The 20,938-nt window shown below is 41.4% G+C and carries 22 protein-coding genes; 21 read left to right on the top strand and 1 reads right to left on the bottom strand.

The features are described from left to right. The first annotated feature begins 13 nt into the window (after window positions 1-13). The 10 genes from aroA to FNK51_RS12720 all read left to right on the top strand — a co-directional run bounded on the left by aroA (window position 14) and on the right by FNK51_RS12720 (window position 8,761). Entirely contained in the window at window positions 14-1,300 is a 1,287-nt protein-coding gene (gene aroA / locus FNK51_RS12765; protein WP_141993565.1) for a 3-phosphoshikimate 1-carboxyvinyltransferase, read from the top strand. A gap of 367 nt (window positions 1,301-1,667) precedes the next feature. Then, window positions 1,668-2,939 carry a tetratricopeptide repeat protein gene (locus FNK51_RS12760; protein ID WP_141993564.1) on the top strand — a complete coding sequence of 424 codons (1,272 nt, stop codon included), beginning with the start codon at window positions 1,668-1,670 and terminating at the stop codon, window positions 2,937-2,939. Between the two features lie 41 nt (window positions 2,940-2,980). After that, window positions 2,981-3,532, top strand: coding sequence for a ReoY family proteolytic degradation factor (locus tag FNK51_RS12755; RefSeq protein ID WP_063233222.1), 552 nt, complete (start codon window positions 2,981-2,983; stop codon window positions 3,530-3,532). Window positions 3,533-3,692: 160 nt separating this feature from the next. Further along, window positions 3,693-4,154 carry a YpiF family protein gene (locus FNK51_RS12750; protein ID WP_141993563.1) on the top strand — a complete coding sequence of 154 codons (462 nt, stop codon included), beginning with the start codon at window positions 3,693-3,695 and terminating at the stop codon, window positions 4,152-4,154. 160 nt (window positions 4,155-4,314) lie between these two features. After that, complete coding sequence (locus tag FNK51_RS12745) at window positions 4,315-4,821, top strand: QcrA and Rieske domain-containing protein (RefSeq protein ID WP_098370771.1); 507 nt, start codon at window positions 4,315-4,317, stop codon at window positions 4,819-4,821. Between the two features lie 3 nt (window positions 4,822-4,824). Then, window positions 4,825-5,499, top strand: a complete 675-nt coding sequence (gene qcrB / locus FNK51_RS12740) for a menaquinol-cytochrome c reductase cytochrome b subunit (protein ID WP_034307974.1) — start codon at window positions 4,825-4,827, stop codon at window positions 5,497-5,499. Between the two features lie 56 nt (window positions 5,500-5,555). Further along, entirely contained in the window at window positions 5,556-6,323 is a 768-nt protein-coding gene (locus tag FNK51_RS12735) for a menaquinol-cytochrome c reductase cytochrome b/c subunit (RefSeq protein WP_034307972.1), read from the top strand. A gap of 177 nt (window positions 6,324-6,500) precedes the next feature. After that, window positions 6,501-7,097, top strand: a complete 597-nt coding sequence (gene lhaT / locus FNK51_RS12730; protein ID WP_141993562.1) for a lipoprotein heptaprenylglyceryl N-acetyltransferase LhaT — start codon at window positions 6,501-6,503, stop codon at window positions 7,095-7,097. A gap of 118 nt (window positions 7,098-7,215) precedes the next feature. Continuing rightward, window positions 7,216-8,001 carry a sporulation protein YpjB gene (gene ypjB, locus FNK51_RS12725; RefSeq protein WP_098370768.1) on the top strand — a complete coding sequence of 262 codons (786 nt, stop codon included), beginning with the start codon at window positions 7,216-7,218 and terminating at the stop codon, window positions 7,999-8,001. 85 nt (window positions 8,002-8,086) lie between these two features. Continuing rightward, complete coding sequence (locus tag FNK51_RS12720) at window positions 8,087-8,761, top strand: zinc metallopeptidase (protein WP_141993561.1); 675 nt, start codon at window positions 8,087-8,089, stop codon at window positions 8,759-8,761. Between the two features lie 137 nt (window positions 8,762-8,898). Here FNK51_RS12720 and FNK51_RS12715 read toward each other — a convergent pair whose 3' ends face one another. Beyond that, a complete protein-coding gene (locus FNK51_RS12715) occupies window positions 8,899-9,771 on the bottom strand; it encodes a YitT family protein (protein WP_098370766.1) in 873 nt (290 codons plus the stop codon). A 167-nt stretch (window positions 9,772-9,938) separates the two neighbouring features. On the opposite strand from FNK51_RS12715, the gene FNK51_RS12710 reads away from it, so the two are divergent. The 11 genes from FNK51_RS12710 to dinG all read left to right on the top strand — a co-directional run bounded on the left by FNK51_RS12710 (window position 9,939) and on the right by dinG (window position 20,899). Further along, window positions 9,939-10,298: a nucleotide pyrophosphohydrolase gene (locus tag FNK51_RS12710; RefSeq protein WP_141993560.1), complete on the top strand. Its 360-nt coding sequence runs from the start codon at window positions 9,939-9,941 to the stop codon at window positions 10,296-10,298. Further along, the gene (gene dapB, locus FNK51_RS12705) at window positions 10,291-11,091 is read left to right on the top strand and encodes a 4-hydroxy-tetrahydrodipicolinate reductase (RefSeq protein WP_098370765.1); all 801 of its coding nucleotides are present in this window, start codon (window positions 10,291-10,293) and stop codon (window positions 11,089-11,091) included. The genes FNK51_RS12710 and dapB overlap by 8 nt, the downstream gene beginning before the upstream one ends. An 18-nt stretch (window positions 11,092-11,109) precedes the next feature. After that, on the top strand, window positions 11,110-11,535 hold the full coding sequence (locus tag FNK51_RS12700; RefSeq protein WP_141993559.1) for a methylglyoxal synthase: 426 nt from the start codon (window positions 11,110-11,112) through the stop codon (window positions 11,533-11,535). Next, window positions 11,519-12,232, top strand: coding sequence for a bacillithiol biosynthesis deacetylase BshB1 (gene bshB1 / locus FNK51_RS12695; protein WP_141993558.1), 714 nt, complete (start codon window positions 11,519-11,521; stop codon window positions 12,230-12,232). The genes FNK51_RS12700 and bshB1 overlap by 17 nt, the downstream gene beginning before the upstream one ends. Before the next feature lie 4 nt (window positions 12,233-12,236). Beyond that, the gene (gene bshA / locus FNK51_RS12690; RefSeq protein WP_141993557.1) at window positions 12,237-13,376 is read left to right on the top strand and encodes an N-acetyl-alpha-D-glucosaminyl L-malate synthase BshA; all 1,140 of its coding nucleotides are present in this window, start codon (window positions 12,237-12,239) and stop codon (window positions 13,374-13,376) included. Window positions 13,377-13,389: 13 nt separating this feature from the next. Then, on the top strand, window positions 13,390-14,571 hold the full coding sequence (locus tag FNK51_RS12685; protein ID WP_141993556.1) for a CCA tRNA nucleotidyltransferase: 1,182 nt from the start codon (window positions 13,390-13,392) through the stop codon (window positions 14,569-14,571). After that, window positions 14,556-15,536 carry a biotin--[acetyl-CoA-carboxylase] ligase gene (locus tag FNK51_RS12680; protein ID WP_098370760.1) on the top strand — a complete coding sequence of 327 codons (981 nt, stop codon included), beginning with the start codon at window positions 14,556-14,558 and terminating at the stop codon, window positions 15,534-15,536. The genes FNK51_RS12685 and FNK51_RS12680 overlap by 16 nt, the downstream gene beginning before the upstream one ends. A gap of 331 nt (window positions 15,537-15,867) precedes the next feature. Then, window positions 15,868-16,704 carry a 3-methyl-2-oxobutanoate hydroxymethyltransferase gene (gene panB, locus FNK51_RS12675; RefSeq protein ID WP_098370759.1) on the top strand — a complete coding sequence of 279 codons (837 nt, stop codon included), beginning with the start codon at window positions 15,868-15,870 and terminating at the stop codon, window positions 16,702-16,704. Continuing rightward, window positions 16,701-17,549: a pantoate--beta-alanine ligase gene (gene panC, locus FNK51_RS12670; protein WP_098370758.1), complete on the top strand. Its 849-nt coding sequence runs from the start codon at window positions 16,701-16,703 to the stop codon at window positions 17,547-17,549. The genes panB and panC overlap by 4 nt, the downstream gene beginning before the upstream one ends. A 25-nt stretch (window positions 17,550-17,574) precedes the next feature. Beyond that, window positions 17,575-17,958, top strand: a complete 384-nt coding sequence (panD, locus tag FNK51_RS12665) for an aspartate 1-decarboxylase (RefSeq protein ID WP_098370757.1) — start codon at window positions 17,575-17,577, stop codon at window positions 17,956-17,958. 160 nt (window positions 17,959-18,118) lie between these two features. Continuing rightward, window positions 18,119-20,899 (top strand): ATP-dependent DNA helicase DinG, encoded by a 2,781-nt coding sequence (dinG, locus tag FNK51_RS12660; protein ID WP_141993555.1) that lies wholly within the window; start codon window positions 18,119-18,121, stop codon window positions 20,897-20,899. The last annotated feature ends 39 nt before the right edge of the window (window positions 20,900-20,938 follow it).

Genomic DNA, 20,938 nt, shown 5'->3' with positions numbered 1-20,938 from the left:
AAAGGATGGTTTTATGAATACAAAAAAATTACAAACGAACATCCAGACATTACGTGGTTCGATTGCCATACCTGGAGATAAGTCGATCTCCCATCGTTCGATAATGTTCGGAGCACTAGCCGAAGGGGAAACGACAGTCACTAATTTTCTTCCAGGAGCCGATTGTTTAAGTACGATTTCCTGTTTTAAGCAGCTTGGAGTCCATATTGAACAAGATGGCCAGAACGTTAAAATTGAAGGCAAAGGTTTTAATGGATTGAAGGAACCTGAATCTGTACTGGATGTCGGAAATTCTGGTACGACGATCAGGTTAATGATGGGCATTTTGGCAGGACAGCAATTTTCGGCCGTTTTGGCAGGTGATGAATCGATAGCCAAACGTCCAATGACCCGGGTAGTCAACCCTCTTCGTCAGATGGGAGCAGTCATTGATGGCCGAAAAGGAGCCGAATACACCCCGCTCTTCATAAGAGGTGGCAAATTAAAAGGGTTTCGCTATGAATTGCCTGTAGCAAGTGCGCAGGTAAAATCAGCGATAATCTTGGCTGCTTTACAGGCAGAAGGTGAAACGATCATTATCGAACCGGAAGAGACCCGTGATCATACAGAACGAATGATCCAAGAGTTTGGCGGGAAAATCGAAAAGGACGGTCAAACGATTAAAGTAAGCGGAAACCAAGTCTTCAAAGGGACCGCCATCCATGTGCCGGGTGATATTTCTTCGGCGGCTTTCTTCATGGTGGCTGCAGCGATTACGGAAAATAGTGAAGTGGTGTTAAAGAATGTGGGCCTTAATTCGACAAGGACTGGAATCATCGAAGTCATGAAATCGATGGGGGCGGATATTACGATAGAGAAGAAGACGAGCGAGGGTGAACCTGCAGGAGACATCACTGTCAGAAGCTCCCGACTAAAAGGGACGACCATCAGCGGTGACCTAATTCCCCGCCTCATCGATGAAATACCGGTAATTGCACTTCTGGCAACACAGGCTGAAGGGATAACGACAATCAAGGATGCAGCAGAACTTAAAGTGAAAGAGACGAATCGAATTGATACTGTTGCAAATGAGCTCTCCATCCTTGGGGCAGATATAACCCCGACAACAGACGGATTGATCATCAAAGGACGTAAAGCCCTTAATGGAGGTATGGTTACAAGCCATGGAGATCATCGTATCGGGATGATGCTCGCTGTAGCGGCTTTGATAACGGATGGGGAAGTGGAACTTGCTGACCCTGATGCCATAGATGTATCATATCCACAATTTTTTGGGCATTTGAGCCAATTGATAAAGTAAATATAAAAAAAGTTTACATACCTTATTTGGTCTGTAAACTTTTTTTAAATGCTTAAAAGTGTTGAAAGCGCTAACATCCGGGCTTTTTTTACCTGTATGGTCATGAAAATAATGAAAAAGGGGTTCATGATCAAAAAGGAGATTTACCGTAGCGTGGAGAATTAACTAGTAACCTTTTTTTAATGAGAATGGGAGGGGACTTCATCAATGGAATACAGGGCTACAGTATGGTAAACTAATGAATACTGTTTACTATGCATCTCGCGATTACATGGTATTTTGTTCTTAATGGAAGAATATGTTACATTATGGCGTGAGTGTGTATGACTAGGGACCAAGTCTATCATGCAAAAGGAAGGATTCAACAATGAATACAGTGGAACAAGTTATACAGCATTTAAAAAAAGGGGAATTAACAGAAGCTCTTAAACATATAAATCGAATTAAATCATCAGAGTCAGCAGAGGACATATTGTTGCTGGCCGAAGAAATGCTCCAGCTTGGTTTTGCGGAGGAGGCAAAGGATCTTTTTGAACATCTGCTGCAACTCTATCCCAATGAAGGAGAATTGATTGTTTCGTTGGCGGAAATCCTTATTGATATGGACCAGGAAGATGAAGCGATGCTGATGCTTGAAAAAGTAAGTGCAGATGATGAAGTATATCCAAGTGCTTTGCTTTTGGAAGCAGACCTTTATCAATTACAGGGGATGGATGAGGTCAGCGAACGGAAATTACAGCAAGCCAAGGAAATGCTTCCAGATGAGATCATCATTGATTTTGCACTAGCTGAACTGTTCTTTCATCAAGGAAGGGATCAGGAAGCCATTGCAAATTACATAAAGGTTTTGGAACATGAACAAGAAATCGCTGGTGTTAATGTCAATCAGAGGCTTGCTGAAGCATTAAGCAGTTCAGGGAAGTTCGAGGAGGCCCTTCCGCACTTTGAAAAGGCCTTACAGGATGGACTTGAAATCAACACCCTATTTGAATATGCATTTACAGCTTTTCAGGCAGGCCTTTATGAGACAGCCGTACGAAAGTTTATTGAACTGAAAGAATTAGATCATGAATACCATTCTCTATATTTGTACCTGGCAAAGAGTTATGAACATCTTGAAGATCTGGAAAATGCCTTGAAAACGGTCAAAGAAGGAATCAAGGCTGATGAATTCAATAAGGAACTTTACTTCTTCGGTGGAAAAATAGCCTTGAAAAGCGGGCTTGATGAAGAGGCGGAAAATCTATTTAAAGAAGCACTTGCCATTGATCCGGGATACCTGGAAGCTGCACTCACCCTATTGAAACTGTATATGCACCACGAAAGGTATGAAGATGTATTGGAGTGTATTGGTGAAGTAAGGCGATATGGAGAGGATGATCCGCAGTTTGAATGGATAGCTGCTGTATCTTATCAGCAAACCGAACAATTTAAAGAGTCATTAACCAGCTATCATAAAGCATATAATTCATTCAAGAACAATCAAGATTTCCTTGAAGATTATGGTTTCTTTTTAATTGAAGAAGGAGACAGAGCCACATCTAGAGAAGTATTTAATAAGCTGCTTGAGATGAACCCGGCGAATGATGAGTATGCAATGATTTTGGAGCGGCTAGGTGAAAGCACGGATGAAATGTAGATAAGTGAAACAAAACTAAATCAAGACAGAGGAGGGAATTCATGGTGGCTGCCCCTGTTTCTGTGAATGAGAAGAAGGATTTTATTCGGTGGTTTTTAAATCATTATCAATTGAAACGAAGAGAATGCGTATGGATATTGAATTACTTAATGAGTCATGATCAACTAATGAAAAAGGTTCATTTTGTAGAAAATGCACAATATTGCCCACGTGGACTAATCATGTCGACACATTGTGTGGATGAAGTCCCTTTCAGGTTCTATAAGTCCAATATCATGACGACCGATGCAGAGAAATCTTTTCATGATATCCGTTTAAATCGAGATGAAGACATTTATATTCAGCTCAATTTTAAATCGTCTTACTCTTCCTATCAATATGCAGCGGTACTCGAGCACAATCCCTTCATGCCGAAATCAACTGCATCGAATGAAAAAGATCAGCTGCTGGCTGAACAATTTTTAGAAAGAAGCATGTTGTATTTTCAAAGGGACCGACTGCTTAAGGAAATCGATGAAGCACTTGATAAGCATGATGAACAAGCATTTAAGAACTTAACAGAACAATTGAATCAATTAAAAGTACTTGGATAAAATAAATTGACCTTTCCGTAATCAGGAAAGGTTTTTATTTTTTATAAAACATTGATAAAATCCACATTTCTGTAAAGACTATGGGTATATGGTAAATATGTTATAAAAATAATGGTAAAATGAAAAGGAGTTGATTCAAAAAATCGGGAGTGAAGTAGACATGAAGTGGACAGCAAAAGATCTTGACATGTATATGCAGTCAAAAGAGTATGTGGATACCGTTTTGATTCCTTTGGTTCCCCTATCTTTTAAAGGTCAAATGAAGCAATCGGGCTCAATGAATGAATTTCTTACCATTTTAAGCTTGGAAATTGAAAAGCAGATGAAAGGAAGAATTCTTTTATTGCCAACATTTCATTATATAAGTGATGAAATGGATAAGGTTGAGCGGTTAAAGCGTTGGGCCAATGAAGTGAAAGAAAATGATTTCGAGCATGTTTTTTTTCTTACATCGGATTTTGAGTGGAAAAAGGAAGAGCGGGAATTAGAAAATAATTTAGTATGGATTCCTGCCATCCCCCTCGATGGGCTTGAAATTGAACAAGCTAGGGAAATGATTAACCAGCAAGTTCTCCAAATCCTTGATATTTTCTCTTATAATTGGAAAAATGAAAAAAAGTAGGATTTTTCGCAATATTTGACACATTGTTGCCACCTTTTGGGTTTTACAAATATTGACCTTGGTAAATTATTGAGATATCATGGAAATGTCCTAGTTTTATAGTGTCGCTATTTATTGGTCCTTTGGGCTCTCAGTATAGTAATAGAGGGGGGGAAAACGCATGAGCAAGCATAATGTTTCACGACGTCAATTCCTTAATTACACACTTACTGGCGTTGGTGGATTTATGGCGGCCGGTATGTTGATGCCTATGGTTAGGTTTGCAATTGATCCTGTATTATCAGCTGATAAAGGCGGGGATTACGTTGCAACTAAACAGAAGGTAAGTGAACTGACTACCGAACCAACCCGTGTCGACTTTAGTTTTAAACAGGTCGATGGGTGGTATGAGTCTGAAGAAACAAATACAGCATGGGTTTACAAAACGGATGATGGTAAGATCGTTGCTTTATCTCCAATCTGTAAACATTTAGGCTGTACGGTAGGTTGGAATACGGATAAGACTAATCCGAATCAATTTTTCTGTCCTTGCCATTATGGCAGGTATACGAAAGATGGGATGAATGTGAAAGGGACACCGCCGGTTTCACCATTGGATGTCTTTGACACGAAAGAAAAAGACGGAATACTTTATTTGGGTCAACTAAAACCGCATGGGGAGGCGTAAACATTGCTAACAAAGTTATATGACTGGGTGGACGAGCGTTTAGATATTACGCCATTATGGCGGGATATTGCTGACCATGAGGTTCCTGAACATGTTAACCCCGCACATCATTTTTCTGCATTCGTATATTGTTTTGGTGGGTTAACTTTCTTTATTACGGTCATCCAAATCTTGTCAGGCATGTTCTTGACGATGTACTATGTCCCGGACATTAAAAACGCTTGGGAATCTGTTTATTATTTGCAAAATGAAGTTGCCTTCGGTCAAATTGTCCGTGGTATGCATCACTGGGGAGCAAGTCTAGTTATCGTTATGATGTTTTTACATACTCTTCGTGTCTTCTTCCAGGGAGCTTACAAAAAACCGCGTGAATTGAACTGGATGGTCGGCGTATTGATTTTCTTCATCATGCTGGCATTAGGCTTGACTGGTTATTTATTGCCATGGGATATGAAAGCGCTATTCGCAACGAAGGTTACTTTGACAATTGTCGAATCGGTACCATTGATGGGACCGGCACTCAAGACATTGATAGCAGGAGATCCAACCATCGTTGGAGCACAGACATTGACACGATTCTTTGCAATTCATGTATTCTTCCTGCCAGCAGCATTATTTGCTTTACTAGCGGCTCATTTCCTGATGATCCGAAAACAAGGTATTTCAGGTCCACTATAAAAGAATGGTGAACCAAAAACCAAAAAAACCTTTTCATAAAGGAGGGGAATTGTTCAATGCATCGTGGGAAAGGTATGAAATTCGTAGGTGACTCGCGTATCTCCGCGGACCGTAAACCGAATATTCCGAAAGATTATTCAGAATATCCTGGGAAAACTGAAGCATTTTGGCCTAATTTCCTTTTAAAAGAATGGATGGTAGGAGCTGTATTTCTTGTAGGTTATCTTTGCCTGACAATCGCACATCCGTCACCATTGGAAAGGATAGCAGATCCAACAGATACAGGGTACATTCCGCTGCCGGACTGGTATTTCCTATTCCTTTACCAATTACTTAAGTATACTTATGCTTCAGGTCCTTATAATGCAATCGGGTCCATGGTAATACCTGGTTTGGCTTTCGGGGCATTGCTCTTGGCACCTTTTCTAGATCGTGGTCCAGAGCGGAGCCCGGCGAAACGTCCTTTTGCTGTAGGCTTCATGTTATTGGCAATGGCCGGCGTTTTCTATTTAACATGGGAGTCCGCAGCCCATCACGATTGGGAAGCTTCCAAGAAGCAAGGAGCAATCGTTGAAGGTGCAGACATTGATAAAGAGAGCGATGGGTATAAATTGATGGATTCTAATGGCTGTATCAGCTGTCATGGAGCAGAATTAACTGGTGGAGCAGGAGCACCAAGCTTAATTGACACTGGTTTAAAACCAGAAGAAATCTCTAAGATCGCAGTCAAAGGCCAGGGTGCCATGCCAGCTGGCATGTTCAAAGGTACAGATGAAGAATTGAAAACATTAGCTGAATTTGTATCAGGTTTATCGACAAAATAATATAGCCATCAACAGATTTTCTTTCATATGCTGCAAAAAGAAGCTGACGACCACGGTTGTCGGCTTTTTTATTGGTAAATTGAAGCGTTAATGAGAAGAAATTGAAATGAATACTTGGTTTTCTGGTTGATGGCCTGTAAAATGAGTATACATAAGAATGTAAGTGAGGGTAAAAGAATGAATGTTATTTACAGTTGGCTTGCAAATCGGCAAATGCTCGCTTTGTTATTATTAATAAATATATTCGGAACTGCCTATGGATATTATTGGTACGGTAGTCAATTGGAAAACACTCCGGCGATTTTTTTGGCATTTGTACCGGATAGCCCGACTGCCAGTCTGTTTTTTGTATTTGTTTTAGTTGGGTTCCTATTAAAAAGGAATTTCGGACTTATGGAAGCATTGGCGATAATGACACTATTCAAATATGGCATATGGGCAGTTGTAATGAATTTGATGACCTTGGTGACAACAGGTTCATTGCCATGGGAAGGTTATATGTTAATGGCTTCTCATTTGGGGATGGCGATTCAAGGTGTATTATATGCACCATTTTATCGAATAAAACCTTGGCATATGATAGTGGCAGGGATTTGGACCATACATAATGACATTATCGATTATGTTTTTGAAATGATGCCAATATACCGTGATTTATTGGTATATATGAATTCGATAGGCTATTTCACTTTTTGGCTCAGCATACTTTCCATTTTTGTCGGCTGGTACTTTGGATATAGAAATAAGCGAATCACCCTATCCTTCATCCCTTAAAAGTTAACTCTAAATACAGCTTTGTAAAAGCAGGGTTAACTTTTTTATGTTGAACGAGGTCTACTCATGTTTTTTCTTTCATATCGTTTTAGTAGAGATATGAGGAGGGACGAGTAGCATGTTGAAAAAATTCATATTAACCATTGCTGTTTTATTTGTCGTCTTACATTTCCCTGTCTATGCAGCATCCTCTTCAAGTTTGGAGCAATTAGATGACATTTCCGATAGAGCCTTGGAAATGACCAAGTTGAAGCGATATGGAGATTCGGAAAAGATGCTGACGTTTTTTTCTGACCGGTTTTTAAAAGAGACAGCGAAAGAGCAGATCCTTGACATGGACGAACTTCGAATTATCACTGTAGCTCATAATGAGGCGTTGATGACAATAAAGGATATGAACAAGGGAGATTCCGAAAAGGTTAATTCTGTTACAAAGTTCCGGCTTGTTGTTGATGCGGTCAAGTCTACCCATCAGCCCCTTTGGACAGAGATGGAGGATCAAATGATGAATTCCTTCCAGCAAACAAAGAACGCCGCGATCAATCAAGACACAATTACATTCAATAGCCAATTGAACTTATTCCTATCACAATATGAAATGATATATCCAAGCTTGAAAGTCGACCTTTCTAAAGAAACGATGCAGCAACTGGACACGAGGATCCAATACATCAACCAATACCGTCCTGAGGTAATCAGTGATGGAGAAAGTCAAAAGGAACTGGATGCGCTGCAAAACGAACTAAGCACCATTTTTGATGAAATGGGGGAAGATGATACAGATCCTTCCCTTTGGTGGGTCATCATATCGACAGGCTCAATCATTATCATGACGCTTTCATATGTAGGCTGGAGAAAATATAAAGGTGATAGGGAAAAACCAAGGAAAGAGCATAATGATTAAAAAGACACGGGAAGAGAACACTATATTTGACATGGTTGCCTTCAATCCATAGAATTAAGAGTAATAATAGTTATAGGAGGATACCATGTATTTCATTTATTTGGCGATTATCATTTTAATCCCGATTTATGCACAAATGAAAGTGAAAAGCACGTATAAAAAATATTCAAAGGTATCGGCCTCTTCTGGTATGAATGGTGCTGAGACGGCGCGGGCCATCTTGGATCAAAATGGACTGTTCAATGTCAGGGTCGAAGAGACACCTGGAATGCTTTCAGACCATTATGACCCAAGGGATAAAACGGTGCGTTTATCATCTAATAACTATCACGGCCATTCAGTTGCCGGTGTAGCGGTTGCAGCCCATGAAGTTGGACATGCGATTCAAGATAAAGAAGCATATGCATTCTTGCGTTTCCGCCATGCATTAGTACCGGTAGCTAATTTTGGCTCTAACATATCTTGGATTTTGATTTTAATCGGGATGTTAGCTTCAATTCCTGGGTTGCTATTGGCGGGTATCGTATTTATGGCAGCCGCTGTATTGTTCCAAGTGATAACCCTGCCTGTTGAATTCAATGCTTCTTCTCGGGCGATGGATCAACTCGTTTCCGTTGGGGTCATCCGGAATGATGAAGAACGGGAAACGAAAAAAGTATTAAATGCCGCTGCGATGACTTATGTTGCTGCTGCTCTTGTAGCCGTTCTGGAATTAGTTCGTCTTCTGCTTATGTATACAGGAATGAGGGAAGAGGATTAATTTGAAAAAGGACACCATCTTGGGATGGGGTCCTTTTTTATTTTTAAAAGTATTTGCTTCACATTGCTAATAAAATTCAGTTAGTAGGGCAACATTCATAAGGATTGCATTCCATTGGTATGCCACAAATAAAAGGATTACCTTTCAATGGGATTCTTGTTTTCATCAAGGGTAAAGCCCTCACCCAATACATCATGCACTTCACTTACAGATACAAATGCATGAGGGTCCACCGATGTTATGGCAGTCTTTAAGCGGACTAGTTCATTTTTACCAACAACACAGTAGAGTACTTCCCGGTCATTGCGTGTAAAGGACCCATATCCCCTTAATACGGTTACGCCCCGCTCCATATCATTCATGATTTTTTCAGCAATTTGCTTGTTTTTATCACTAATGATCATTGCACCTCTAGCAGCATAGGCCCCTTCTTGCATAAAGTCGATTACTCTGGCACCTATAAATACGGCAACGAGGGTATACATCGCTTGCCGGTAATCAAGGTAGGTTAGGATGGACAGGCCAATGACGACGGCATCAAAGATGAACATGGTCCGTCCCATGCCCATCCCCAAGTAACGATGGGCAAAACGGGCGATGATATCCACTCCGCCTGTTGTCCCGCCGTAGCGAAAGATGATGCCCAGCCCGATACCAACAGAAACCCCGGCAAACAATGCCACCAGCATCAAATCGTTTCCGAGATCGATTTCAATTTCGTATCTCTCGAATATCCAAAGCCAAACGGAGAGGCCGACCGTGCCGATAATCGTATAAAAGAAAGATGTGCGCCCTAAATATTTCCACCCAATTAAAAATAAGGGAATATTCAAAATCAAATTAGAATAAGAAGGATTTATCCCGATAAGTTGATATATAATCAAGGTGAGACCGGTGAATCCGCCTTCGGCCAAGTTGTTCTGCATGTTAAAATGCACGAGGCCAAAGGCGAATATTCCAGCCCCAAAAAGGATGAATATAATATTTTTCAATTTTAAGCCCAAAAGCATGTCCCATACCTCCAAAGGTTTGCATATCATCAATTTACTTATTATAACTAATTAACCAACTATGGGCAATTTTGATTCGCGAACGTATCTGTTGTCTTCTGTTTCACTTTTAGCTAACATGGAGAAGGTATGATGTTTGAAAACGAAAATCAAGAATGGGTGACGATATGGAAAAGCATAAGACGATCCAACAAATGCAAGCGGAAGTCGACCAATACATAGGACAATTTAAAGAAGGATATTTCAGCCCTCTAGCCATGCTCGCCCGCTTGTCTGAAGAACTTGGTGAATTGGCTAGGGAAGTCAATCATTACCATGGTGAAAAACCAAAGAAGGCAACAGAGGAAGAGAATTCGATTGAAGCGGAATTAGGGGACATGCTTTTTGTGTTGATTTGTTTTGCCAATTCTTTAGGGATTGACCTTCATAACTCGCATGATTTGGTCATGGAAAAGTTTACAACCCGCGATAAAGATAGATGGACAAGAAAAGAAGAGAAAATGGAGGAGGAAGGTAAAGATGAGTAAAGTGAAAGTGATTGTAGCTGGTCCACGTGGCAGAATGGGAAATGAAGCGGTGAAGCTTGTACATAGGACAGAAGGGTTTGAATTGGCAGCTGTCATAGATCGCAAGCATAACGGGGAAAGCATCTCCGCGATAGAAGGTTTTCACGGTATTGAAGCGCCGGTTTTTTCGGATATAAATGAATGTTTTTCTTCTATAAAGGCGGACGTATTGATCGATTTGACCACACCGGAAGTGGGGATGTTCCATACCGAAACGGCACTTAATCATGGTATCCGCCCTGTAGTGGGAACGACTGGTTTTACTAAGGAAGATTTAGCGAAACTGGATTCATTAACAAAAGAAAAGGGCATTGGTTGCATCATCGCGCCAAACTTTGCAATTGGAGCCATTTTGATGATGAAGTTCTCCCAAATGGCTGCAAAGTATTTCCCTGATGTAGAAATCATAGAAATGCACCATGATCAAAAACTGGATGCACCTTCTGGCACTGCTTCCAAAACGGCAGACATGATTGCAGCGGTACGTGAAACAAAACAACAGGGGCACCCTAATGAAAAAGAAACCATCCAGGGGGCAAGAGGTGCAAATGTAGATGGCATGCATATCCACAGTGTACGGCTACCGGGACTGGTTGCCCATCAACAGGTGCTTTTCGGAAGTGATGGAGAGCTATTGACGGTTCGGCATGATTCCTTTAATCGAGCGTCCTTCATGTCAGGAGTCAAACTTGCTGTCGATACCGTCATGAAATTGGATGTTCTTGTATACGGCCTGGAAAATATTATCGAATAGGGATCAGGAGGATTTACGATGAAAATTGCCTTAATTGCCCATGATAAGAAAAAAGAAGATATCATTCAATTTGTAACAGCCTATAAAGCTGTATTTGAGCAGCATGAATTATTTGCAACAGGTACGACCGGGAAAAGAATCATGGAAGAAGTATCACTGCCTGTCCATCGTTTTCATTCAGGACCTCTTGGCGGGGATCAGGAAATTGGTGCAATGATTGCACGCGGAGAAATGGACATGGTCCTATTTTTCCGCGATCCTTTGACATCACAGCCGCATGAACCTGATGTATCGGCGCTTATACGACTATCAGATGTATATGAAATTCCCTTGGCGACAAATATGGGCACAGCAGAAGTGCTTATACAAGGATTGAAACATGGGTATATGGACTGGCTAAAACTACGGCAAAAACAAGGTGAGATAAATGAAAAACAAAAGTAACATAGATATCCTGGCTTTTGGCGCACATGCGGATGATGTTGAAATCGGTATGGGCGGCACAATCGCTAAATATGTGCAACAAGGCAGGAAAATTGTCATTTGTGATTTGACAAAAGCTGAAATGTCATCCAATGGAACCGTTCCATTGCGGCAAGAGGAAGCGCATAAGGCTGCTGAAATCCTTGGGGTGACGAGGATTTCCCTTGATTTACCCGACCGGGGACTATACATGAAAGCGGAATACATAAATCAAATCATTACGGTCATTCGGCAATATAAACCTGCCCTTGTATTTGCCCCATTTTTGGAGGATCGCCATCCGGATCATGGTAACTGTGCCAAATTAGTGGAGGAAGCAGTTTTTTCGGCAGGAGTAAGAAAGTATATGGAAGAAGAAGGCCTGGATTCTCATCGTGTCCAAAATATGTACTATTATATGATCAATGGGTTTCACAAACCGGACTTCGTCGTGGACATCACTTCTACAATATCGAAAAAGCTGGATAGCCTTAGGGCATATGGCAGCCAATTCGAAAAAAGTCAAATATCTGTAGAAACACCGCTAGTTAATGGATATATCGAGACTGTAGAGTCACGGGAGCGGATGTTCGGTAAAGAAGTGGGTGTCGCCTATGCGGAGGGATTCATGACAAAAAAACCGTTACTGATCGATGCCGACTTGTTAGGAGAAAAATAAGCTTATGAAATTAAAAATTGGAATTACCTGTTACCCTACAGTTGGGGGTTCTGGTGTCGTAGCAACTGAATTAGGTAAGATGCTTGCAGAAAAAGGACATGAAATACATTTCATTTCTTCAAGCCTCCCTTTTCGCTTGAATAAGATGTACTGTAATATTTTTTATCACCAGGTTGAAGTGAACTCGTATTCAGTTTTTCAATATCCACCATATGACCTGGCTCTTGCTAGCAAGATAGCGGATGTCGTAAAACGGGAGAAATTAGATATCCTTCACGTTCATTATGCAATTCCACATGCTGTTTGTGCGATCCTTGCAAAGCAGATGTCAGGTAATGAAGTAAAGATCGTAACCACACTGCATGGTACGGACATAACCGTATTAGGCCATGATCCCTCATTGACCAATTTAATAAAATTCGGGATAGAGCAATCAGATGTCGTTACAGGAGTATCTAATTCCCTTGTTCAGCAAACGCACGAATTAATCGCGCCGGAAAAGGAAATCAAAACCGTCTATAATTTTATTGATGAGAGAGATTACCATAAATCTAATTCCGATTACCTTAAGGATGAATACGGAATCAGTGAAGATGAAAAAGTGATCATCCATGTTTCGAATTTCCGTTCGGTCAAGCGAGTGAAAGACGTTATCCAGGCGTTTTATTTAACTCAAAAGAAAATGCCTGCAAAGCTTCTACTTGTAGGAGACGGGCCAGAAGTGACAACCGTATTGAAATTGGCTAAAGATCTTGGAATCGATGATTCGGTCTTGTTTCTTGGTAAGCAGGATAACCTTGCCGAATTATATTCAATCAGTGATTTGATATTCCTGTTATCGGAAAAAGAGAGTTTCGGACTTGTGTTGCTTGAGGCGATGGCATGTGGAGTTCCTTGTATCGGGACGAATATCGGAGGAATTCCTGAAGTCATCGTTGATGGGGAGACTGGCTATATTTGTGAATTGGGAGATGTCAATATGGTTGCTGAAAAAGCGGTTGGACTTTTAAGCGACCCGATTTTACATAAACGCTTTTCTGAAGCTGCGCTGGAAAGGGCCAATACTGATTTTCACTCCGATACGATCATGTCAGAGTATGAAGCCATCTACATTCAAGCACTTGAAGGTAAATCCATGGAATAGGGAGGGGATGCTGATGGATCGGTTATTCTTAAAATCAGTACCCATTCTTGAAGTGATTGAAGAAGCTGGATACGAGGCTTATTTCGTTGGCGGCTCTGTAAGGGATTATATCCTTGGCAGGCCCATAAACGATGTGGACATTGCCACTTCCGCAACACCCCAGGAAATCAAAAGGATTTTTCCTAATACGGCTGATATTGGAATCGACCACGGAACAGTGCTTGTCATTACGGATACAGGTACATACGAAATTACGACGTTTAGAACGGAAAGCGGGTATTCGGACTTTCGCAGACCCGATTCTGTACAATTTGTCCGTTCTTTGACTGAGGATTTGCAAAGAAGAGATTTTACGATGAATGCAATGGCAATGGACAAGACCGGAAAGATCATCGATCCATTTAATGGTAAGCGTGATTTGACAGAAAAAAGGATTATCACGGTTGGCAACCCGCATGAAAGGTTTCATGAGGATGCATTGAGAATGATGCGTGCTTTAAGGTTCGTCAGTCAACTTGATTTTGACCTGGATCAAGAAACCTTTGATTCCCTTAAAGAGAACGCCCAGATCATCAGTGAAATCGCTGTCGAAAGAATCCTGGTTGAATTTGAGAAGCTAGTGGCCGGCTCCAATAAGATAAGGGCTTTCTCACTCTTGCTGGAAAGCGGATTATATCAATACCTGCCTCTATTCTCCAGTAAAAAAGATCATTTAATGGACTTACTGAACCTGCCTCTTCATCAGCTAAAAGCGGCAGAAATATGGTCTATAATCATGGTTCACACAAAGGATCAGGAACTGGAAAAGGCTTTGAGGTCATGGAAGCTGCCACTGAAAACGATAAGAAACATTCAACGTACGATACAGCTAGTGAAGAAAGAACCATCAGCCATCGATGTATTTCAGGCAGGTCATGGCGTAACTGTACAAGCTGCTAAAGTCAAGGCGGCCCTGACTGGCGGTAATGTATCGGATGCGGAGGAGAATGCACATCGGCGCTACAATGAACTTATTATTAAACAAATGTCGGATCTTGCCGTTACGGGGACGGATTTATTGAATTGGAATCAAGAAAAGCCAGGTCCATGGGTCAAAGAATACTTGGAAAAAATATTGAAAGCGGTCTTGAATGAAGAATTAAGAAATGATAAAGAAGAAATTAAGAGGTGGCTGGTGAAATGCAATCTGAGTTAAGAACAAAGCTGATGGAAGCCCTCTCGAAAGCGGATGGTGCGTTCATATCCGGTCAGGAAATTGCTGAATACATTGGCTGTTCGCGCACAGCTGTCTGGAAGCATATAGAAGACCTGCGCAGTGAAGGCTATAACGTGGAAGCCGTTAGGAAAAAAGGCTACCGGATCATATCAGCTCCGGAAAAAGTGTCAGAGAGCGAAATACAACTTGGCTTGGAAACAAAAACGATCGGCAAGATGATCCACTATCAGGAAACTGTAGAATCCACTCAAAAAATTGCGCATCAACTAGCAAATGAAGGCGTTCAGGAGGGAACCCTCGTCGTTGCCGAGGAGCAGTTATCCGGAAAAGGAAGGCTAATGAGATCTTGGCATTCCCCGAAATTCAGCGGCATATGGATGAGTCTGATCCTAAGACCGAAAATCCCGATTCATGAGGCTCCGCAACTTACATTATTGGCAGCAGTCGCTGTGGCTCAGGCTATAGAGGATACCACTGATTTGAAGCCACAAATAAAGTGGCCGAATGATATTTTGGTGAATCGCAAGAAAGTGGTGGGCATCCTGACGGAGATGCAGGCGGAGTCAGATAGAATCCATTCTGTCATTGTCGGAATTGGAATGAATATCAATCAGCAATTGGAGGATTTTCCTGAAGAACTGCAGGAAAAGGCTTCTTCCCTTCTCATAGAAAGTGGAGGGACGGTTTCAAGGTCCAAGGTCATTCAACGAGCATTGTTCCGTCTCGAAAATTTGTACGAACTCTATTTAGATCAAGGCTTCATGCCAATAAAGGATTTATGGGAAAGTTATGCGATCAGTCTTGGCCAGGTTATCAAAGCCAGTACCGTTAATGACACGATTGTCGGAAAAGCATTGGGCATAACGGATTCAGGCGTTTTACTTCTTGAAGACGGAAAAGGAACCGTACACTCGATATATTCTGCAGATATTGAAATTCAGTAGATTTTGTCAAATTCGTGAAAATTAAATAGAAATTTTTAATTTGGCTTGATATAATGCAAGTGGGCAGTATCTAATGTGAACTGCACCCCCATAAATACCAAATTATTTGAAAATCTGCCTTGATCCAGAGAACTGGACGGGGACGGAGGGATGAAACTTCTGATGAAACAAAGATTGACTAAAAGATAAGTCTGTGTCGATATTTGGCTTTTTAAGCCATTTTTCGTAGCGAAACAGATACTTTTTTAGTCAGTCTTTTTTTTGCGCATGAATGTATAGACACCAGTTTTCGCTGATGTTTTCATCTCCTCCATCAAAAGGAGGAAACGTAATGAAATTGTCCGGAGATTTTTTGAAAATGAAACAAAATCAAGAGAAAATTGTCATGCTGACGGCTTATGATTACCCGTCAGCAAAGTTAGCCGAACAATCAGGTGTGGACATGATTTTAGTCGGCGATTCTTTAGGAATGGTCGTATTGGGATATGAATCAACGATTCCAGTTACGGTGAATGACATGATCCATCATACAAAGGCAGTAAAACGCGGGGCACCAAATACATTTGTCGTGACGGACATGCCCTTTATGAGCTATCACCTATCTATGGATGAAACACTCAAGAATGCAGCCCGAATCATGCAGGAAGGTCATGCGGATGCCGTGAAGCTTGAGGGCGCGGATGATGTTGTTGAAAAAATATCAGCGTTGACGAAGGCGGGCATCCCTGTTGTAGCCCATCTTGGCTTGACTCCTCAATCAGTCGGCGTTCTGGGCGGATATAAAGTGCAAGGAAAAGATGCCGAAAGTGCAGCACAGCTCTTGGAAGATGCGAAAAAGTGTGAAGCGGCAGGGGCGATGGCAGTAGTATTTGAATGTGTTCCACATCAAGTGGGGGAACTCGTCACACGGAACCTGGAAATTCCAACCATTGGAATTGGGGCAGGCGCAGAAACGGATGGCCAAGTCCTCGTTTACCATGATGTCATCAAGTATGGGGTAGACCGGCTAGCGAAATTTGTAAAAGTTTATGGAGATGCAAATGAACTGATTGGTCAATCGATTACAAGCTTTGTGAATGAAGTGAAATCTAAAGATTTTCCGTCGGAAGAACATACTTTTACAATGAAGGAAGAGCAGCTTTCTGAACTTTATGGAGGGAAAAGATGAAAACTTTTACATCAGCTGCTGATTTGCAACTGGCACTCAGAGAGGAAAAAAACAATCACAAAAGCATTGGCTATGTAGCGACAATGGGGTTTTTACATGAGGGGCATGCAACCCTTTTGGAAAAGGCCCGCAAAGAAAATGATATTGTGGTATTGAGTATTTTTGTGAATCCGATGCAATTTGGACCTAATGAGGATTTTGAAACATATCCACGGGATTTGGAACGGGATGAAAATGTCGCAGCAAATGGCGGAGTGGATTATATCTTCTATCCAACAGTCCACGAAATGTACGGTGAAGAACCATCTGTGAAGGTTGTTGTCCAAAGCAGGACGGATGTTTTATGCGGGAGACAAAGGCCTGGACACTTTGATGGTGTAGCGACGGTCTTAACGAAATTCTTCAATATCATCCTTCCTGATAGAGCTTACTTTGGTAAGAAGGATGCACAGCAAGTCGCCGTGATAGATGGACTGATCAAAGACTTTAATTTCCCTATCCAGCTTGTTGCTGTAGATACCGTTCGCGAAGAAGATGGGTTAGCAAAGAGCTCGCGAAATGTTAACCTATCAGATCAAGAGCGCATGGAGGCTAAAGAGCTGTACCAAAGTTTATTAAAGGCCAAAGAGGCGGTTGAATCAGGTGAAAGAAATGCAGCAACCGTCACGGCCTTAGTAAGAGAACATATTGCTGCCCAAACAAGTGGAGTGATCGACTATATTGAAGTCTATCAATATCCGGAACTTAAACCACTTGAATCGCTTGCAGGAAACGTCATCATTGCATTGGCTGTAAAGTTCAAGCATGCAAGACTAATTGATAATATCACCTTATATGTAGAATAATTCATGAAAATCAGGGGGAATTGAGATGTTTCGAACGATGATGAATGGAAAAATTCACCGTGCACGGGTAACTGAAGCTAATTTGAATTATGTAGGCAGCATTACGATTGATGAAAACATAATTGATGCGGTGGGTATTCTGCCTAACGAAAAAGTCGCCATCGTGAATAATAATAATGGTGCACGACTTGAAACGTATGTGATTGCGGGTGAACGGGGTAGCGGTGTAGTGTGTTTGAATGGAGCGGCAGCTAGACTGGTGCAGCCGGATGATATCGTGATAATCATTTCTTATGTAATGGTTTCAGAGGATAAACTGGGAGAGCACAAACCAAAAGTTGCGATCATGGATGAAAACAACAAAATCATTGATTTGATTTCAAACGAACCTGCAGCTACAATCATGTAAGCGGGGGGCCGGCACATGTGCATGAATCATGCATACAGTTGCCGGCCCTTTTAGTCTTTTGATGAACGGCTTGTTTCCTTTATTACGATTATTATGGTATAAAAAAGATAAGAGAATTCCATCAGGAAGTGGAGAAAGCGAAGTTTGAGGTGTACAATTCATGATGCAACGATATGTAGTGGTTGATTTGGAAACAACAGGGAATTCTCCGAAAAAAGGAGATAGGATTATACAATTTGCTGGCGTGGTCATCGAAAACGACCAAATTGTGGATGAATACTCGACATTCATCCACCCTGGACAGGAAATTTCCTTGTTTATTGAAGAATTGACCGGAATAAGCAACGAGACGGTAAAAAATGCACCTGACTTTGAAGATGTTGCAGAAAATATTGCCCGGCTTATAGAAGGGGCTTGTTTTGTTGCCCATAATGTTTTATTTGATTTATCTTTTTTACAGGAAGAACTAGTACGATGCGGGTTTGAGCCGTTTTATGGTTCCACCCTTGATACAGTAGAGTTAGCGAAAATATTAAAACCAACATCCGATGGATATAAGCTGCACCAGCTGGCTAAAGAAGAAAACCTGGATCATTCCAGGCCCCATCAAGCGGATAGTGATGCATATGCCACCGCTTTATTATTGTTGGAATTGAAAAAAAAGCTGATGAACCTTCCAGTCATGACACTTAAACAGTTATATCGATTATCTTATTCCTTACAAAGTGAGGTTTCCGAATTAATAGATGCTTGCATTGCAAGCAAACTTGCTAAAGCAGAAGTCCATTCACCTGATCTTATTACTTATAGGGGCCTTGCATTTAAAAAGGCCGAAGACGAAGGTAATCATAAAGCCACGGAATCGAAATTCCCGCTCGATGATGAGGAAAAAATAGCCATGCTTCAAAGTGCATTCCCTGCCTTTGAAGCAAGAAGCGGACAACTTGATATGATGAACATGATTCACCATTCCTTCGAATCCAGCCAGGATGCAATCATTGAAGCTGGGACAGGTATTGGAAAATCCATAGGCTATTTGCTTCCGGCTGTTTATTTTGCAAAAAAACATCATAAACCTGTTGTCGTTTCGACGTATACGCTTCAGCTACAGGATCAACTTCTTCAAAACGAGGTTCCTAAGCTTAAGAAAATCCTTCCCTTTACATTTCAAGCTGTTTTACTTAAGGGGAGAAGTAATTATTTGAGCTTGGCAAAGTTCGAAAGGGCATTGCGTGAAAAGGAAGATAATTATGAAACGGCATTAACAAAAATGCAGATATTGGTTTGGCTCACTGAAACCGTAACAGGCGATAAAGATGAATTGAATCTCACTAGCGGCGGTCAGTTATTTTGGAATAGGCTTCAAAGTGATGGTCTTACATACGCCGGTTTAAAACAGCCCTGGCTTGAATTGGATTTTTTTGAACGGGCAAAAAGAACAGCCGCCAAGGCGGATATCATCATTACTAACCATTCGTTTTTAATGACGGATCTGCTTACAGAAGACGCCTTGATTCCAAAAAAAGGGTATTTGATTCTCGATGAAGCACACCATTTGGAACAGGCTGCATCTAAACAGCTTGGGAGCAGGCTTAATTACATTTCGGTGAAGACGGTTTTGAACAGACTAGGGACATCAGATCAAAAGCAATTATTATATAAATTGGACAGGATGCTCTTAAATAATGGACTGACGGATGGGAAGTCTACGCATGAATTAGATCAAAAGCTTAGTGATTTTTCGTATGAATTCGAACAGCTTTTTTATTATATCTCCAATCAGGCGGAAAAACTTTCACGTTCCATGAGTCCGAAACGGCTTTCATTCAAAATAGATGATGGAAGATGGGGTAAAGCGATTCTGGTCGCTGAGCGATTGGTGGATTTATTAGGATACATCATCACGCAGTTAGAGAAAAGATTGGCCCTTTTATTGAATAATCAGTCCCCCTTAGGAAAAAATTCATTATTTCACTTGAATGATATCGAGGTGCTGCTTGGAAATTTACAGGATACCAGGGAATCCTTGCATGAATTTTTCATCAAGCCGCATGAAGAAAATATTTATTGGCTTGATTATACGAATGCAGCACCCCAGCATGGGGTGACTTTGACGGTTCAGCCGATTGCAGGAAGTAAACGGCTATGGGATTCCTATTTCGGGCGCCAAAAGAGTGTGGTCATGACATCGGCAACCCTCGTGGTGAAGGATTCTTTTAAGTATTTTAAAGAACAACTCGGTTTAGAGAATGAGCCAATGCAGACAGCAAGTTTACCTTCACCCTTTCCATATAAGGAACTCGTAAAGGTACTGGTTCCAAATGATCTACCAGATATCAATTGCTTATCGGTGGAGGAATTCTCCGAAACAGCGGCAAATCATATTATTGCTGCCGCTCAGGCAGCGAAAGGGAGAATGATGGTATTATTCACCTCGCATGAAATGCTGCGGGCAACCTATCATTCCATCAAAGACAGTGGCGTACTGGATGAGTTCACGCTGTTTGCCCAGGGGATTTCTGGCGGAAGCCGGATGAGGCTGCTCAGGAATTTCCAAAACTTCGAGAAAGCCGTCCTGTTTGGGACAACCAGCCTATGGGAAGGCGTCGATATCCCCGGCGAGGATTTATCTTGTTTAATCATTGTCAGGCTTCCTTTTTCGCCACCGGATGAACCAGTGACAGCTGCAAAATGCCAACTTCTCGAGAAGCAAGGGCGCAATCCTTTCTCTGCGTATTCATTACCTGAAGCCCTATTAAGGTTCCGGCAAGGTTTCGGCAGGCTTATACGCACTCCAAAAGATAAAGGGATTTTGGTAATTCTTGATCGCCGCATCATCACTGCCAAATATGGAACTGAATTTCAAAAGGCCATTCCGGAAGTGGACTGGCACCAAGCCTCAATAACAGAAATGGCTGAAATGATAGAAGAGTGGATTTAAAGAATCTTTAAATCATTCTTAATCTAAAATGAATTTTTA

The organism is Bacillus sp. B4EP4a (genome assembly GCF_006680105.1).
Lineage (GTDB): Bacteria > Bacillota > Bacilli > Bacillales > DSM-1321 > Peribacillus > Peribacillus simplex_E.
The sequence above is the reverse complement of the archived record's forward strand: the minus strand, read 5'-3'. Positions and strand labels throughout refer to the sequence as shown.

What these genes read in the sequence shown, in the direction of transcription:
- FNK51_RS12715 (WP_098370766.1), bottom strand. Translation starts at nt 9,771, where the DNA reads ATGCTTTTGGGCTTAAAATTGAAAAATATTATATTCATCCTTTTTGGG.
- panD (WP_098370757.1), top strand. Translation starts at nt 17,575, where the DNA reads ATGTTTCGAACGATGATGAATGGAAAAATTCACCGTGCACGGGTAACT.
- FNK51_RS12735 (WP_034307972.1), top strand. Translation starts at nt 5,556, where the DNA reads ATGCATCGTGGGAAAGGTATGAAATTCGTAGGTGACTCGCGTATCTCC.
- FNK51_RS12755 (WP_063233222.1), top strand. Translation starts at nt 2,981, where the DNA reads ATGGTGGCTGCCCCTGTTTCTGTGAATGAGAAGAAGGATTTTATTCGG.
- aroA (WP_141993565.1), top strand. Translation starts at nt 14, where the DNA reads ATGAATACAAAAAAATTACAAACGAACATCCAGACATTACGTGGTTCG.
- panB (WP_098370759.1), top strand. Translation starts at nt 15,868, where the DNA reads ATGAAATTGTCCGGAGATTTTTTGAAAATGAAACAAAATCAAGAGAAA.
- ypjB (WP_098370768.1), top strand. Translation starts at nt 7,216, where the DNA reads ATGTTGAAAAAATTCATATTAACCATTGCTGTTTTATTTGTCGTCTTA.
- FNK51_RS12680 (WP_098370760.1), top strand. Translation starts at nt 14,556, where the DNA reads ATGCAATCTGAGTTAAGAACAAAGCTGATGGAAGCCCTCTCGAAAGCG.
- FNK51_RS12760 (WP_141993564.1), top strand. Translation starts at nt 1,668, where the DNA reads ATGAATACAGTGGAACAAGTTATACAGCATTTAAAAAAAGGGGAATTA.
- FNK51_RS12710 (WP_141993560.1), top strand. Translation starts at nt 9,939, where the DNA reads ATGGAAAAGCATAAGACGATCCAACAAATGCAAGCGGAAGTCGACCAA.
- FNK51_RS12750 (WP_141993563.1), top strand. Translation starts at nt 3,693, where the DNA reads ATGAAGTGGACAGCAAAAGATCTTGACATGTATATGCAGTCAAAAGAG.
- dinG (WP_141993555.1), top strand. Translation starts at nt 18,119, where the DNA reads ATGATGCAACGATATGTAGTGGTTGATTTGGAAACAACAGGGAATTCT.
- FNK51_RS12685 (WP_141993556.1), top strand. Translation starts at nt 13,390, where the DNA reads ATGGATCGGTTATTCTTAAAATCAGTACCCATTCTTGAAGTGATTGAA.
- lhaT (WP_141993562.1), top strand. Translation starts at nt 6,501, where the DNA reads ATGAATGTTATTTACAGTTGGCTTGCAAATCGGCAAATGCTCGCTTTG.
- bshA (WP_141993557.1), top strand. Translation starts at nt 12,237, where the DNA reads ATGAAATTAAAAATTGGAATTACCTGTTACCCTACAGTTGGGGGTTCT.
- FNK51_RS12700 (WP_141993559.1), top strand. Translation starts at nt 11,110, where the DNA reads ATGAAAATTGCCTTAATTGCCCATGATAAGAAAAAAGAAGATATCATT.
- FNK51_RS12745 (WP_098370771.1), top strand. Translation starts at nt 4,315, where the DNA reads ATGAGCAAGCATAATGTTTCACGACGTCAATTCCTTAATTACACACTT.
- FNK51_RS12720 (WP_141993561.1), top strand. Translation starts at nt 8,087, where the DNA reads ATGTATTTCATTTATTTGGCGATTATCATTTTAATCCCGATTTATGCA.
- dapB (WP_098370765.1), top strand. Translation starts at nt 10,291, where the DNA reads ATGAGTAAAGTGAAAGTGATTGTAGCTGGTCCACGTGGCAGAATGGGA.
- panC (WP_098370758.1), top strand. Translation starts at nt 16,701, where the DNA reads ATGAAAACTTTTACATCAGCTGCTGATTTGCAACTGGCACTCAGAGAG.
- bshB1 (WP_141993558.1), top strand. Translation starts at nt 11,519, where the DNA reads ATGAAAAACAAAAGTAACATAGATATCCTGGCTTTTGGCGCACATGCG.